This is a genomic window from Actinoplanes sp. NPDC051861 (genome assembly GCF_040681145.1).
GTDB lineage: Bacteria > Actinomycetota > Actinomycetes > Mycobacteriales > Micromonosporaceae > Actinoplanes.
The window spans coordinates 202,021-214,783 of sequence record NZ_JBFAYE010000016.1; the positions used below are offsets into that span (position 1 = coordinate 202,021).

14 protein-coding genes are annotated in these 12,763 nt (G+C 72.1%); 8 read left to right on the plus strand and 6 right to left on the minus strand.

Annotation, left to right across the window (positions count from 1 at the left end; all coding sequences use genetic code 11):
* Window position 1: 1 nt before the first annotated feature.
* Window positions 2–385, minus strand: a complete 384-nt coding sequence (locus AB0M02_RS33120) for a VOC family protein (RefSeq protein ID WP_364234086.1) — start codon at window positions 383–385, stop codon at window positions 2–4.
* 57 nt (window positions 386–442) lie between these two features.
* On the opposite strand from AB0M02_RS33120, the gene AB0M02_RS33125 reads away from it, so the two are divergent.
* The 3 genes from AB0M02_RS33125 to AB0M02_RS33135 are packed head-to-tail and all read left to right on the plus strand — an operon-like array spanning window position 443 to window position 2,849.
* Window positions 443–1,129 carry a helix-turn-helix domain-containing protein gene (locus AB0M02_RS33125; protein WP_364234088.1) on the plus strand — a complete coding sequence of 229 codons (687 nt, stop codon included), beginning with the start codon at window positions 443–445 and terminating at the stop codon, window positions 1,127–1,129.
* Complete coding sequence (locus AB0M02_RS33130; RefSeq protein WP_364234090.1) at window positions 1,126–1,899, plus strand: maleylpyruvate isomerase N-terminal domain-containing protein; 774 nt, start codon at window positions 1,126–1,128, stop codon at window positions 1,897–1,899. The genes AB0M02_RS33125 and AB0M02_RS33130 overlap by 4 nt, the downstream gene beginning before the upstream one ends.
* Before the next feature lie 41 nt (window positions 1,900–1,940).
* The gene (locus AB0M02_RS33135; protein WP_364234092.1) at window positions 1,941–2,849 is read left to right on the plus strand and encodes a bile acid:sodium symporter family protein; all 909 of its coding nucleotides are present in this window, start codon (window positions 1,941–1,943) and stop codon (window positions 2,847–2,849) included.
* On the opposite strand, the gene AB0M02_RS33140 is transcribed toward AB0M02_RS33135, so the two are convergent.
* Entirely contained in the window at window positions 2,755–3,684 is a 930-nt protein-coding gene (locus AB0M02_RS33140; protein WP_364234094.1) for an aminoglycoside phosphotransferase family protein, read from the minus strand. The two genes, AB0M02_RS33135 and AB0M02_RS33140, sit on opposite strands and share 95 nt — an antisense overlap.
* A 50-nt stretch (window positions 3,685–3,734) precedes the next feature.
* Here AB0M02_RS33140 and AB0M02_RS33145 point away from each other — a divergent pair, with 50 nt between their 5' ends.
* From AB0M02_RS33145 to AB0M02_RS33155, 3 genes are all read left to right on the plus strand, one after another.
* Window positions 3,735–4,256 carry a GNAT family N-acetyltransferase gene (locus AB0M02_RS33145; protein ID WP_364234097.1) on the plus strand — a complete coding sequence of 174 codons (522 nt, stop codon included), beginning with the start codon at window positions 3,735–3,737 and terminating at the stop codon, window positions 4,254–4,256.
* 262 nt (window positions 4,257–4,518) lie between these two features.
* Window positions 4,519–4,698, plus strand: coding sequence for a hypothetical protein (locus AB0M02_RS33150; RefSeq protein WP_364234099.1), 180 nt, complete (start codon window positions 4,519–4,521; stop codon window positions 4,696–4,698).
* Window positions 4,699–4,741: 43 nt separating this feature from the next.
* A complete protein-coding gene (locus AB0M02_RS33155) occupies window positions 4,742–6,976 on the plus strand; it encodes a DUF4132 domain-containing protein (RefSeq protein ID WP_364234100.1) in 2,235 nt (744 codons plus the stop codon).
* On the opposite strand, the gene AB0M02_RS33160 is transcribed toward AB0M02_RS33155, so the two are convergent.
* Window positions 6,903–7,325, minus strand: coding sequence for a hypothetical protein (locus tag AB0M02_RS33160; RefSeq protein WP_364234103.1), 423 nt, complete (start codon window positions 7,323–7,325; stop codon window positions 6,903–6,905). The two genes, AB0M02_RS33155 and AB0M02_RS33160, sit on opposite strands and share 74 nt — an antisense overlap.
* Window positions 7,326–7,355: 30 nt before the next feature.
* Window positions 7,356–8,126, minus strand: coding sequence for a molybdate ABC transporter substrate-binding protein (gene modA, locus AB0M02_RS33165; RefSeq protein WP_364234131.1), 771 nt, complete (start codon window positions 8,124–8,126; stop codon window positions 7,356–7,358).
* 192 nt (window positions 8,127–8,318) lie between these two features.
* On the opposite strand from modA, the gene chrA reads away from it, so the two are divergent.
* Window positions 8,319–9,731 (plus strand): chromate efflux transporter, encoded by a 1,413-nt coding sequence (gene chrA, locus AB0M02_RS33170; protein WP_364234105.1) that lies wholly within the window; start codon window positions 8,319–8,321, stop codon window positions 9,729–9,731.
* 229 nt (window positions 9,732–9,960) lie between these two features.
* Here the strand turns inward: chrA and murQ are convergent, their stop codons facing one another.
* Complete coding sequence (murQ, locus tag AB0M02_RS33175) at window positions 9,961–10,866, minus strand: N-acetylmuramic acid 6-phosphate etherase (RefSeq protein WP_364234107.1); 906 nt, start codon at window positions 10,864–10,866, stop codon at window positions 9,961–9,963.
* A 5-nt stretch (window positions 10,867–10,871) separates the two neighbouring features.
* Window positions 10,872–11,855, minus strand: coding sequence for a MurR/RpiR family transcriptional regulator (locus AB0M02_RS33180; protein ID WP_364234110.1), 984 nt, complete (start codon window positions 11,853–11,855; stop codon window positions 10,872–10,874).
* 38 nt (window positions 11,856–11,893) lie between these two features.
* On the opposite strand from AB0M02_RS33180, the gene AB0M02_RS33185 reads away from it, so the two are divergent.
* Window positions 11,894–12,763 (plus strand): BadF/BadG/BcrA/BcrD ATPase family protein (locus AB0M02_RS33185; RefSeq protein ID WP_364234113.1); only part of this gene is annotated, 870 nt, incomplete at its 3' end.

Sequence of the window (12,763 nt, forward strand, 5' to 3'; positions counted from 1 at the left end):
GTCAGTCCGCGTACAGGCGGATCTCGATGCCGTCCGGGTCGTGCAGGCCGACCAGCACGGAGCCGCCCCGGTGCCCGGTCACGACGCCGCCGTGCGGCTGGCCGAGCTCGTCGAGCCGTCGCAGCCATGCCTGCACGGTGTCCCGGGCGGGCACGGCGAGGGCGACGAGGTCGAAGCCCGCCAGCGCCGCCGCGCGCTCCGGGTCGTGGCGCAGTGCCAGGCTCAGCGAACCGTCCGGATCGCTGAGGGCAAGGCCTCGCACGACGCCGTCCTCGGTGAACTCGATGTCCACGCCGAGTCCGAGGACCGACGTGTACCAGTCGCGGCTGCGGTCCAGGTCGGTCACCGGCAGTTTGACGTGATGGACGCCGGAGAGCTGGGGCATCGCGTACGCCTTTCGCTAGAAGTGCCTCTAGTGAGTTACTAGAGTAGGCTCTAGCGAATGACGAACCCTGTCAAGCGGACGACGAAAGGCGACAGTGCCGGGCGCCGGCTCACCCGGGCCGAGCAGGCTCGCGCCACCCGGCGGCGGATCGTCGAGGTGGCCGCCGAGCAGTTCGTCGCGCGCGGTTACGGCGCGACGCTGCTCGAACAGGTGGCCGACCGGGCCGGCGTGGCCGTGCAGACGGTGTACTTCCACTTCGGCAACAAGCGCACGCTGCTCAAACACGTCATGGACGTCGCCGCGACCGGTGACGACGAGCCCGTGCCGCTGCTCGACCGCCCGTGGCTCCGGGAGATCCAGGAGGAGCCCGACCCGCGGCGGATCCTCGAGTTGTGGCTGGCCGGCAGCCGGGAGATCCTCCGCCGGGTGGCGCCGCTGATGCGGGTGATGCGGGGCGCCATCGGCACCGACCCCGAACTCGCCGCCCAGTGGGAGACCAACCAGCAGCAGACCCGCACCGCGTTCGGCGTCCTCGCCGGGCTGCTCGCCGACCGCGCCGCCCTCCGGCCGGAGCTGGACCCGGATCAGGCCCGCGACATCGCCTTCACCCTCACCAACGCGGAGACGTATCTGCAGTTCACCGACGTGTGCGGCTGGACGCCGGACGAGTGGCAGGAGCGGACGGCCGCAATACTCGGTGCCGCTCTCCTGCGCAACAGTGATAGACAGGGCGAGTGCGAATGACCTTGGACTTTCCCGACCTGCTCCAGCTGATCGACGAGCGCTCGGCCGCGTTCCGCGCCGCCGTCGCCGCCGCGCCCAGCCTGGACGCCCGCGTGCCGAGCTGTCCCGAGTGGACGCTGCTGGACCTGGTGCGGCACCTGGGGGAGGGACGCCGCAAGTGGGCCGCCATCATCGCCGCGGGCCCGGCCGAAACGCTGCCGGACCCGTCGGTGTGGGCGAGCGAGATGCCGCCCGCCGACGACCGCGAGGCGCTGAACGCCTGGCTGGCCGAGTCGGCGGGGCAGCTGATCGGCGCGCTGCGCGAGGCCGGGCCGGATCGCGGCTGCTGGGCGTGGTGGCGCCGGTCGCAGTCGCCGCGGACCGCAGGTGCCGCCGCGCGCCATCAGCTGCAGGAGATCGCCGTTCATACGTACGATGCTCAGCTCACCGCCGGCGCCCCGCAGCCCCTGCCGGAGGAGGTGGCTCTGGACGGTGTCGAGGACTTCCAGTTCACCTGCTGCGCGACGACCACGCCCTGGCCGCACGAGCCGGTCGTCGTCGAGTACCACGCCACCGAGGGCCGTTCCTGGCGGCTGGACCTCTCCGAGGAGGGCGCGCGGGTGGCACGGCAGGCCGGACCCGCAGCCGGCCCGGCGGCCGGGATCTCCGTGACGGGGTCCGCGAGTGAGCTGGTCCTGTTCTTCTACAACCGCGTCCAGCTGGACTCCCTCAAGTTCGAGGGCGACCCCGTGCACATCGAGCGCCTGATCGACTGGGATCCCGGAATCTAGGGCGTGACCTGCGCCACATTCGTGGGGCAGAATGCTGCGCCATGGACTCGCCGTTGACCACAGTCGGGCTGCCCGTCGCGCTCGGCATCATCATGCTCGGCCTGGGGCTCGGCCTCACCGTCGCCGACTTCCGCCGCGTCGTGAGCTACCCCAGGCCGGCGCTGATCGCGCTCGTCTGCCAGACCCTGGTGTTGCCCGTGCTCTGCTTCGGGCTCGTCGTGGCGCTGGATCTGCGGCCCGAGCTCGCGGTCGGCATGATGCTGCTCGCGGCGTCACCCGGCGGCACGACGGCCAACCTCTACAGCCACCTCTTCGGCGGGCACGTGGCGCTCAACGTGACCCTGACGGCCGTCAACTCGGTCCTGGCGGTCGTCACGCTGCCGGTCGTGGTGAACCTGTCGGCCGCGTACTTCCTCAGCGACGCCGAATCCCTCGGCCTGCAGTTCGACAAGGTCGTGCAGGTCTTCGCGATCGTGCTCGTGCCGGTAGCGATCGGCATGGCGCTGCGGGCACGCTTCCCGGGCCTCGCCGACCGCCTGGCCCGCCCGGTGAAGATCCTCTCCGTGATCGTGCTGGTCGCGGTGATCGCCGGAACAGTGATCAAGGAACGCGACAACGTCCTCGACTACCTCGCCGCCGTCGGCATCGCTGTCCTGATCTTCAACGTGGCGAGCCTGGCCATCGGGTACGGCGCACCGAGGCTGGCCGGCGTCGGCAGGCGCGAGTCCATCGCGGCCGGCATGGAGATCGGCATCCACAACAGCACGCTGGCGATCACCATCGCGATCAGCCCGGCCCTGCTGAACAGCAGCGAGATGGCGATACCGGCAGCCGTGTACGGCATCGTCATGTTCTTCACCGCCGCCGCGTTCGGCCTCCTGGTAACCCGCGGGTCGCGAGCGGAGCAAGCGCACTCAGAACCCGTTCGCACCGAACCGGGTCAACCGTGAGGCCGTGCTCCAGACCCCAGAGCCAGTAGTCGGCGCAGCGGGCCACCACCCAGCCGTACGCGATCTCCGCGTCCAGCCGCCCGGCCTCGACGACGGTGCGGAGCAGGTGCCGCACGTCCGCGTCCGCACGCAGGTCGTCGGCGCGGGTCCACATCAGCTCCGGTACGGAGTACTCCGGCGCCCCGTGCACCGCGCGCGGGTCGACGGCCAGCCACGGCTCGCGTACCGCGGCGAGGACGTTGCCGTAGTGCAGGTCGGCGTGGACGAGGACCCGCTCCCCGGCCGGTCCCAGCTCGGCGGCGTACCGGTGCGCCGCCTCCACCCAGCGCCGCGGAATCGGGCTGCCCAGGGCGCGGTCGCGCCGGATCAGCCGCTCGGAGATCCCGGCCGCGATCGCGCACAGGCTGTTGACACCGGCCGGTGCGGGCACGGCGAGCGTACGGATGAGCGCCCCGGCGACCTCCGCGGCCTCCTCGATCGGCAGCGTGTGCAGGGAGCGGTCGTGGTCCAGGCGCTCCAGTAGCAGCGCGCCGGTCTCCGGGTCGGCGTCGTGCAGCGCCATCACCCCGTGGCCGTCCCACGCGCGCAACGCGGCGATCTCACCCACGGTGGTCTCCTCGGGCCAGCCGATCCGGAGCACCAGCGGCTGCCCGCCGCGACGGACCAGGACCACGAGGCTCAGAGCTCCGTACCGCACCGCCGCGTCGTCCACGGTGAGCTGCCACCGGACCGCGAGCCGTTCCACCAGCTCCGGCAGCGACTCCACCCACCTGCGACCGGCCTCGCCGTTCACGCGGGCACGCCACGCGGCGAAGTCTCCGGGTACCTCGATCACCCCCCGATTCTCCTTTGCGCCCGCCCGGCTCGTCGGGAAGGCTGGGCCCGGTGAGTGATCCGGCACCTGACGTGCGCATCGTCCATCTGAGCAGCGCGGCCTTCCACGCCCTGGCCCGCGGCGACCTGGCCGACACGCCGGTGCCGCTCTCGCCCTACCTGACCGGGTTCGAGTGCCGAGGGCTCTGGCACATGCGCGCCGTCCAGTGCGACCTCGATCCGGCGAGCGCCGCCTGGGTCACCGGCGTCATCTGGGACGAGGCTCGGCAGATGGCCGTCGGCGCCGCCGGCTTCCACGGCCCGCCCGACGACGAGGGCATGGTCGAGATCGGCTACCGCGTCGACCCGCTGCACCGCCGCCGCGGCTACGCCCGCGCCGCCCTGGAGAGCCTGCTCGCCCGAGCCGCCCGCGAGCCGGACGTCCACCGCGTCCGCGTCAGCATCCGCCCCGAAAACCTGCCCTCCTCCCAGCTGGCCCTGCAGTACGGCTTCGAGCAGGTCGGCGAGCAGTGGGACGAGGAGGACGGCCTGGAGCTCGTCTACGAGACCTCCGTACCCGGGCAGGCCCGCTGAGCCGGGAGCAGTTCCTGGACCGCCCTGGCTATCGTCGAGCTGTGCGATCTCCCTCCAGGCGCGACCGCCGGATGCAGGACGGCGTACGTGACCTACGACGAGCGGTCCGGCGACGTTCGCCACACAGCTGAGTTCCCGCCCGTCTATTACGGGCAGACCTACGCCTTCTACCTGACCAACGGCGAGAACCGGGTGAACTACGGCCGGATCACCGTCGCGGGCAGAGCCGCCCTGAGCCAACAGGTGGACCGGTTCCTTCGCGGTGTTCCTGACGTCCCGGCGACTGGACGCAGAGCGCTGGGGCAACGCCGGTGTCGCGTTCGCCGGTGCGGCGTTCGGCCTGGCGGTGGGTGTTCTTCCGGGCGCCTTCGAGACCACCGGACGGTGGCTGCGCAAGCGGCGCCGCCGGTCGTTTCTCCGCACGCCCAAGGAGCGCGATTGACCGTCCGATACGGTCTCTTGACTGATCGACGGGGAGGCGGGGGATGGCGGCGGGGAACGGGCGCGGGCCGGGTGTGGTTCACGGGCTGGTGTGTGCGGACGAGACCGTGATGGCCTGGGCGGACGGTGAGCGCGAGCACTGGCTCTCCCGGGCGGCCGCTATTGATCACGGCCGGGAGGAGGCGGGCTGGGGGAAGGCGGCCACCGGCGCCGACCGGCTCTCCGATCTGAGCCCGATGCAGATCTCCTGGCTGTTCGTGAAGGGGCCGGAGGCGTCCGCGCGGGCGCTGCTGCAGAAGCCCAGGGTGCTGCGGCACCGTCAGCGGATCGACGTCGGCCGGGTGGCGGTCGCGCGGTTCGAGCGGGACGCGCTGGTCTTCGTGCTCGAGGAGGTGGGTGAGGACGCCGACGGGCTGGGCCTGCTGATGCTGCCGTTCCGCGGTCCGGAGCCGGCCAGGGTGATCGCGGGCTGGCTGCGGCACCTCGGTTCCGCGCGGCTGTGGGCGCGGCTGTGGCTGCAGCGGCACCCGGAGGCGGCGGCACGGGCGCTGATCCCGGCCGCTGTCGGCAAGCCGAGCCGGGTGCGGCAGAACGCCGAGGAAGCGTTGCGCCATCTGGCTGCCATCGGTCACGGTCCGATTTTGATCAAAACCGCCAGAGGGTACGGAGAAAGCGCACTCGCCGCGGTCGGAGCACTGTTCGGCGTGCCGCCCGGGGAAGAGCTCACGCCGGAATCTGTGCTTTCACTCGTACCCTCGAAGAAAGCGAAAGCATCGCAATGGTCTCCTCCGGCGATGTTGCCGGAGCTTCGCCTGGCCGGCGGTGGGCCGATGGCGGAGAGCGACGTCGCGCGGCTGATCGACGGGCTGATGCGGCTGCGCCTGGAGGATCCGCCGGAACCGGCACCGGGTGATCTCCACCCGCCCGGCAGTGACCTTCCGCTCGCCGTCCCGTCGGCGGAGGCCGCGCAGCCGCTGGTGGCACCCCTGGATCCGGAGACCGAGAAGCTGATCGCGCGGTCCGATCCGGCGAGCCGCGCGGAGTACGGGCGCGCGCTTCTGGACGCCTGGCTGTCCGCTGACATGCCGGCGGCGGAGGCGTGGGTGGTGCTGGCGCAGGCCTACCTCGGTGACGACGCCACCATGGACAGGTTCGAGCCGCTGCTGCGATCGTGGCCGGCGAAGAGCCGGTACGCGCGGGCGATCGACGGGTACGCGATGCTGTCCACGGTGGCCTCCGACGTGGCGCTGCGGCATCTGCTCGCGATCGAGGAACGCATGTCGGGCGGCGCGACCAACGACCGGGTCCTCGACTACCTCACGCGGGCGTCGGCGCGGCGCGGCCGGACCGTCACCGAGCTGGCGGACCGGCTGGCGATCACGCACGGTCTGGACGCCGGGCTGACGCTGGACTACGGGCCGCGGCGGTTCGCGGTCGGCACCGACGACCACCTCACCCCGCACGTGGTCGGCGCCGACGGGCGGATCCTGGCACGGCCGCCCCGGCCCGGTGTGCGGGACACGAATCCGGGCGCCTACCAGTGGTTCCTTCAGCTCAAGAAGGATCTGCGGGCGACCGCGGCGGCGCAGATCGCGCGGTTCGAACGGGAGATGCTCGCGCACCGCCTCCGCCCGGCCTGGCACCTCGCGGAGGTCGTGCTGCCGCACCCGATCCTCGGGCGGATCACGCGGCGGCTGCTGTGGGGTGAGTACGACGGTTCCGGCAACCTGATCCGGGCGCTGCGGATCGCGGAGGACGGCACGTTCGCCGACATCGACGACGCGGTCGCGGTCGTGGACGGCGCCGCCCAGCTCGGGATCGTGCACCCGGCGTTGCTCGGCGCGGACCTGCCCGAGTGGGCGCAGATCTTCGGTGACTACGAGATCCTGCAGCCGTTCCCGCAGGTGCACCGGCCGGCGGTGGTGCTGACCGAGGCGGAGCGGGCGGCGACGAGCCTGCCGGGATTCGGGCCGGTCACACCCGACCAGCTCGCGCAGCCCAGGAACCGCGGGTGGGAGGGCAACGGTTATCACGACTCGTCGTACGTGCACACCCAGCTGACGTACCGGCTGGGCGACACCACGGTGATCGCCGAGCTGGAGCCGGGGCTGCCGACGTCGACGTACAACGTCACGCTCACCGACCAGCGGATCAGCGAGATCTGGGTGGACGACTCGCGCTCCGACCACTGGCAGCGCGCACGGGTCACCCCGATGGGCGCGTGCGACCCGGCCGCGCTGTCGGAGGCGCTGGTGGAGTTGTACGCGATCCGGGGGTGAGGCTCTTCGGTGCGCGGCTGAGGCTTTCCGGTGCGCGGCTGAGGCTTTTCGGTGCTCGGCGTGCCCAGGCGTCGGTCGCCAGCTCGCGCAGGATATCCGGGTCGATCGTCGCGAACCGCACGTCGGCGGAGCTGAGCCGCTGCCCGAAGCTCCTCACCGAGCACCACTGCGGCCACTCCGCGGCGGCCTCGCGGATGCCGTCCTCACCGAGCATCAGGTGCACGCTGTCCTGGCTGAGCATGCTGGCGAACCGCTTGCCGCGCACCCGGAAGGCGGGCAGGCCGCCGTGCTCGTACTCCTCGGCCTCGGGCAGCTCCAGAAAGATCCGGCGCACGTCATCCGCGTCCATGCGCCGGACCCTACCGTCTCAGGGCGTCTGTCAGGGTGCCTGGAAGCCCGCCTCGGTGAGCACCTTCGCGCCGTCGGGGGAGAGCACGTAGTCGATGAACGCCTGCCCGCCAGCCGCGTTCTTCGCGTTCTTCAGCACCACGATCGGGTACTCGTTGATCGCCTTCGCCGACTCCGGGAACTCCACCGCGTCGACGTCGGCCGCGGCGGCCTTGGCGTCGGTGCGGTAGACCAGAGCCGCGTCCACCTCGCCGAGCTTCACCTTGGACAGCGCCGCCTTGACGTCCTGCTCCAGTGTCACCGGCGTGATCTTCACACCGGCCGCCTCGACGGCGGTCCTCGCGGCCGCGCCGCACGGCACGGCCTCGGCGCACAGGGCCACCTTGAGGTCCGGCTTCGCCAGGGCGGCCAGCCCGGTGATCCCCTTCGGATTGCCCTTGGCCGTCGCGATGACCAGCTGGTTCTTCACGAACGTGACCGGTGTCCCGCCGCCGTTGCCGGCATCGGTGACAGCCGCCATGTTCTTCGGCGCGGCCGAGGCGAACACGTCCGCCGGAGCGCCCTCGTTGATCTGCGTGGCCAGCGCCGAACTGCCCGCGAAGTTGAAGGTCACGGTGGTGCCCGGATGGGCCTGCTCGAACTGCTTGCCGAGCGCGGTGAACGACTCGGTGAGCGAGGCCGCCGCGAACACGGTCACCGCACCGCCGGTCCCGCCGCTGGGAGCACCCGAGCCCGCGCCGGTGTCCGTGCCGTCGTCGCCGCAACCGGCCGCTCCCAGGGCGAGCGCGGCGGCGAGCGCCATCGCCGCCAGGCGAAATGTCCGCAAAGTGTCCTCCCTCACGCTGCTACGACGACACTCTATCGCCCGGCGATTGCAAGAGGATAGATCGACTGTGCCTGGCAGTCGCGACCTGCATCACTGTTTGCAGCCAGCAGGTGCTGTCAGGACGCACACCGCGGGGCGCTGCCCCCTGGTTGCCCGTAGGCGGCAGCCATGATTACCGTCGCCGGGGATCCGCAGCCCGTGGAGGAGAAGCAACCGATGACCACCACCGGCCCGGCGTCGCAGCGTGATGTCGTTCCGTTCCGCCAGGCCGTGCGCGCCTGGTTCGCCATCTCGTTGCAGACGTTCGGCGGGCCGGCCGGTCAGATCGCCGTCATGCAGCGGCACCTGGTCGACGAGCGCCGGTGGATCGGGCAGCGCCGGTTCCTGCACGCGCTCAACTACTGCATGCTGCTGCCCGGACCGGAGGCGCAGCAGCTGGCCATCTACGTCGGGTGGCTGCTCAACGGCCTGCGCGGCGGGCTGGTCGCCGGCACGCTGTTCGTGCTGCCCGGCATGGTCGCGCTGCTCGCCCTGTCCGCGATCTATGCGGGTTACGGCGACACGACCGTCGTCACCGCCCTCTTCGCCGGACTGGCACCCGCTGTCGTGGCGATCGTCGCGCAGGCCGTGTGGCGGCTCGGCAGCCGTGCCCTGACCAGTCGCCTGCTCGTCGGTTTCGCCGTGACCGCCTTCCTGGCCCTCGCCGTGTTCGGCGTGCCGTTCCCGATCGTGGTCGCCCTCGCCGGTCTGGCCGGATGGGTGCTGCTCCGCAGACAGCCGCCACCCGCAGCGCACGGCAGCGGCGACGACGGGCCCGCGCCGCTGATCTCCGACGACGCCCTCCACGACGACCGCCCCTCGGCCCGGCGCACCGCGACCATCCTGACCGTGGGGCTCGTGCTCTGGTTCCTGCCGGTCGTGCTCGTCGCCGTCACCACCGGCACCGGCAGCGTCTTCACCCAGCAGGGCCTGTTCTTCTCCGGCGCCGCCGTCGTCACGTTCGGCGGCGCGTACGCCGTGCTGGCCTTCGTAGCCCAGCGCGCCGTCGAGTACTACGGCTGGCTCTCCGCCGGCGACATGGTCCGCGGCCTCGCCCTCGCCGAGACCACCCCCGGCCCCCTGATCATGGTGGTCCAGTTCGTCGCGTTCCTCGGCGCGTACCACCACCCCGGCACCCTCGACCCGTGGGTGGCCGGCGTCGTCGCGTCGCTGCTGACCACCTGGGTGACGTTCGTGCCCTGCTTCCTGTTCATCCTGCTCGGCGCCCCGTACGTCGAACGTCTGCGCGGAAACGTCGCCCTCTCCGCCGCCCTGACCGGCATCACGGCCGCGGTCGTCGGCGTCATCGCGAACCTCGGCCTCTACTTCGCCGTGCACACCCTCTTCGCCACCGTCACCACCGGCCCGCTGAGCCTGCAGGTGCCCGACCCGGCGAGCATCCGCTGGGTGCCGGTGGGCATCGCCGCGGTGGCCGCCGTCCTGATCTTCACACTGAAGTGGCCGGTCCTGCGGGTGCTCGGCGTGTGCGCGGTGCTCGGCCTGATCGCCGGCCTGACCCTCCCACCCCACCTCGTGGGGTGAGCCGGGCACGCCACGGCCCGTTCCCGCGTGTGGAGTTGGGGTGCGCTGCGGGGCTGTACTCCACACGTTCTGTTGAGGGCCCGTTCCCAGTGTGTGGAGTTGGGGCGTGCTGTGGGGCTGTATTCCACACGTTCTGTTGAGGGCCCGTTCTCAGCGTGTGGAGTTGGGGTGCGCTGCGGGGCTGTACTCCACACGCTGGGTTGCGACGTGTGGGTCTCGGCGTCCTGACCTACGGCTGGACGTCGAGGAGGCGCAGGGCCCGGTGCACGTGGCCGTCGGTGGCGGCCAGGGCCTGGGCCGCCGCCTCCGCCGTGGCGCCCGCGATCAGCGTCACCACCGCCACCTTCGCGTCGCCGCCGGTCTCGTGCAGGGCCTCGCGGCACTCGTCCACGTCGGCGCCGGTCGCCTCGGCCAGGATGCGTAGCTGGCGGTCGCGGAGTTTGGTGTTGCTCGCCAGCATGTCGGTCATCAGGTTGGAGTAGGTGCGGCCCAGCCGGACCATCGTCGCGGTGGAGAAGGCGTTGAGGACCAGCTTCTGGGCGGTGCCGGCTTTCATCCGGGTGGAGCCGGTGAGGACCTCGGGGCCGGTGTCGGGCGCCACGTGGACGTCGACGCCGGGTGCGATCGGGGACGCGGGGTTGGCGGAGATCAGGACCGTGTGGGCGCCGCGCGCACGTGCGGTGGTCAAGGCGGCTTTGACGTACGGCGTACGCCCGCTTGCCGTGACCCCGACCACGACGTCGCCGGCGCTGACGTCCGCGACCGCCGCCGACCCCGCCCCCTCGTCGTCCTCCGCCGCCTCCGACGGTCGCGTCAGCGCCGGAGTCCCGCCCGCTATGTGCGCGACGACCCGGCCCGGCTCCAGGCCGAACGTCGGGATGAGCTCGGCCGCGTCGAGAACCGCGATGCGCCCGGACGTGCCCGCGCCGACATAGACCACCCGGTGCCCGGCGGCCAGCGCCGCCACCGCCAGTTCGACGGCGTCGGCCAGAAAGGGCAGTACGTCCGCGACCGCCAGCGGCACCTGACTGTCCTCGGCGTTGATCAGGCGGAGCAGGTCGAGGGTGCTCATCCGGTCGATCGACGTGCTGCGGGGGTTGCGTTGCTCGGTGCGCGCCAGCGGCGCCTCGTCCACGGGCCTCACCCGCGGCCCCCGTCGATACCGCGGCCGCCGTCGGCGCCGTCCCCGATGCCGCGCCCCCCGTCCCCGATGCCGCGCCCGCCGTCCCCGATGCCGCGCCCGCCGTCCCCGATGCCGCGCCCCCCGCCGCCGAGGCGGCGCCCCTTGATCGCGGTGTATGTGGCGTCCAGCGCCGTCCGCGTCTCCACGAACGTCCGCTGCGCGACCCCGACGAACACGCAGTCGATGACGGTCAGCTGAGCCAGCCGGCTGGCCGTGGCCCCCGAGCGGAACGTCGTCTCGCGGGCCGCCGTCGTCAGCACCAGATCCGCGTGCTTCGTGATCGGGGAGCGGGGGAAGTTGGTCAGCGCGACGGTACGCGCACCGTGCCGCCCCGCCTCGGTGAACGCGTCGATCGTGTCGCTGGTCGCGCCGGTGTGTGAGATCCCGAACGCCACGTCCCGGTCGTCCAGCAGGGCCGCGCTGGTCAGGGCCAGGTGGGTGTCGCTCCACGCGTACGCGGTCCGCCCGATCCGGTGCAACTTGAGCTGGAAGTCCAGGGCCACGAACGCGCTCGCCCCGACACCGTAGATGTCCACCCGCCGCGCCCCGGCGACCAGCGCGACGACCTGTTCGAGGACCGCGATGTCGATCTGCGAGGCGGTCTCCTCGACGGCCTTGGCGTCGGCGAACGCGATCTTCTTGACCACCTGGGACAGGTCGTCGCTCTCACTGATGTCGCTGCCGATCGGCTCGTCGGTGACCTCGTACGCCCGGCCGGACTCGGCAGCCAGGGTGAGCCGCAGCTGGGAGTAGCCGGCGAACCCCATCGCCCGGCAGAACCGGATCACCGTGGCCTCGCTGGCGCCGGCCCGCTCGGCCAGCCCGGTGATCGTGAGGCGCGAGGCCGCACCCGCCTCGTCGATGATCACCTGTGCGACCCGCTGTTCCGCCGGGGACAGCGACGGCAGCAGGCCCCGCGCTCGCACTGCTGTGTCGGTCATGAACACATGCTTCCTCTGCTCGACGGTACGGTCACCGGATGACGTTCGTTGTCGGCGTGGACGCGGGTGCCACGACCACGAGATGTGTGGTCGCCACTCTCGACGGCGCCGTGGTGGGCCGGGGTGTGGCCGGCGGCGCGAACCGCAACAGCAGCGGCGGCGAGGTGAGCGCGAGCCTGTGTGCGGCGCTGACCGAGGCGCTGGGCACGGTCGATCGTACGCGGGTGCGCCTCGGTGTCCTCGGCGCGGCGGGCTCGGCCGGCGCGGGCCGAGCGGCTTTCCGGGCCGCCGCGGACCAGGCCTGGAGTCACGCCGGGCTGACCGGCGAGGTGGTCACGGTGACCGATCTGGAGGTGGCGTTCGCGGCCGGCGCCCCGGACCCCGACGGGGTGCTCCTGCTCGCCGGCACCGGCGCCCTGGCCGCCCGGTTCCGCGACGGTGTGCTGGAGCACCGGTGCGACGGGTACGGCTGGCTGCTCGGTGACGAGGGTTCCGCGGTCTGGATCGGCGTCCGTGCGCTGCGGGCGTGCCTGGCCGCTCTCGACGGCCGCGGCGAGCCGACGGCGCTGGTCGACGCCGCGCGCCACCATTTCATGATAAAAGCCGACAAAAGAGAGGACAGTGCCCAAGCGCTGCTCGCGGCGGCCTTCGCCGTGCCGCCGGCGGCTCTCGGGCGGTTCGCCTCCGCGGTCAGCGCCGCCGCCGAGGGCGGTGACCCGGTCGCCGCGCGGATCTGCGCGTCCGCCGCCGAGCGGCTGCTGCACACGTTCGACAGCGTCCAGCCGCCACCCGGCGCCGTCGTGGTCCTGGCCGGATCGTGTGTTCTGCACCGGGTACGCCGGCACGCGCGCCTCCTCGGCGGCGAGCTCACGGATGAGCGTGTTGAGGATCCCGCGCGCGTGCCGCCC

What these genes read in the sequence shown, in the direction of transcription:
- AB0M02_RS33120 (WP_364234086.1), bottom strand. Translation starts at nt 385, where the DNA reads ATGCCCCAGCTCTCCGGCGTCCATCACGTCAAACTGCCGGTGACCGAC.
- AB0M02_RS33125 (WP_364234088.1), top strand. Translation starts at nt 443, where the DNA reads ATGACGAACCCTGTCAAGCGGACGACGAAAGGCGACAGTGCCGGGCGC.
- AB0M02_RS33130 (WP_364234090.1), top strand. Translation starts at nt 1,126, where the DNA reads ATGACCTTGGACTTTCCCGACCTGCTCCAGCTGATCGACGAGCGCTCG.
- AB0M02_RS33135 (WP_364234092.1), top strand. Translation starts at nt 1,941, where the DNA reads ATGGACTCGCCGTTGACCACAGTCGGGCTGCCCGTCGCGCTCGGCATC.
- AB0M02_RS33155 (WP_364234100.1), top strand. Translation starts at nt 4,742, where the DNA reads ATGGCGGCGGGGAACGGGCGCGGGCCGGGTGTGGTTCACGGGCTGGTG.
- AB0M02_RS33160 (WP_364234103.1), bottom strand. Translation starts at nt 7,325, where the DNA reads ATGGACGCGGATGACGTGCGCCGGATCTTTCTGGAGCTGCCCGAGGCC.
- modA (WP_364234131.1), bottom strand. Translation starts at nt 8,126, where the DNA reads ATGGCGCTCGCCGCCGCGCTCGCCCTGGGAGCGGCCGGTTGCGGCGAC.
- chrA (WP_364234105.1), top strand. Translation starts at nt 8,319, where the DNA reads ATGATTACCGTCGCCGGGGATCCGCAGCCCGTGGAGGAGAAGCAACCG.
- AB0M02_RS33180 (WP_364234110.1), bottom strand. Translation starts at nt 11,855, where the DNA reads ATGACCGACACAGCAGTGCGAGCGCGGGGCCTGCTGCCGTCGCTGTCC.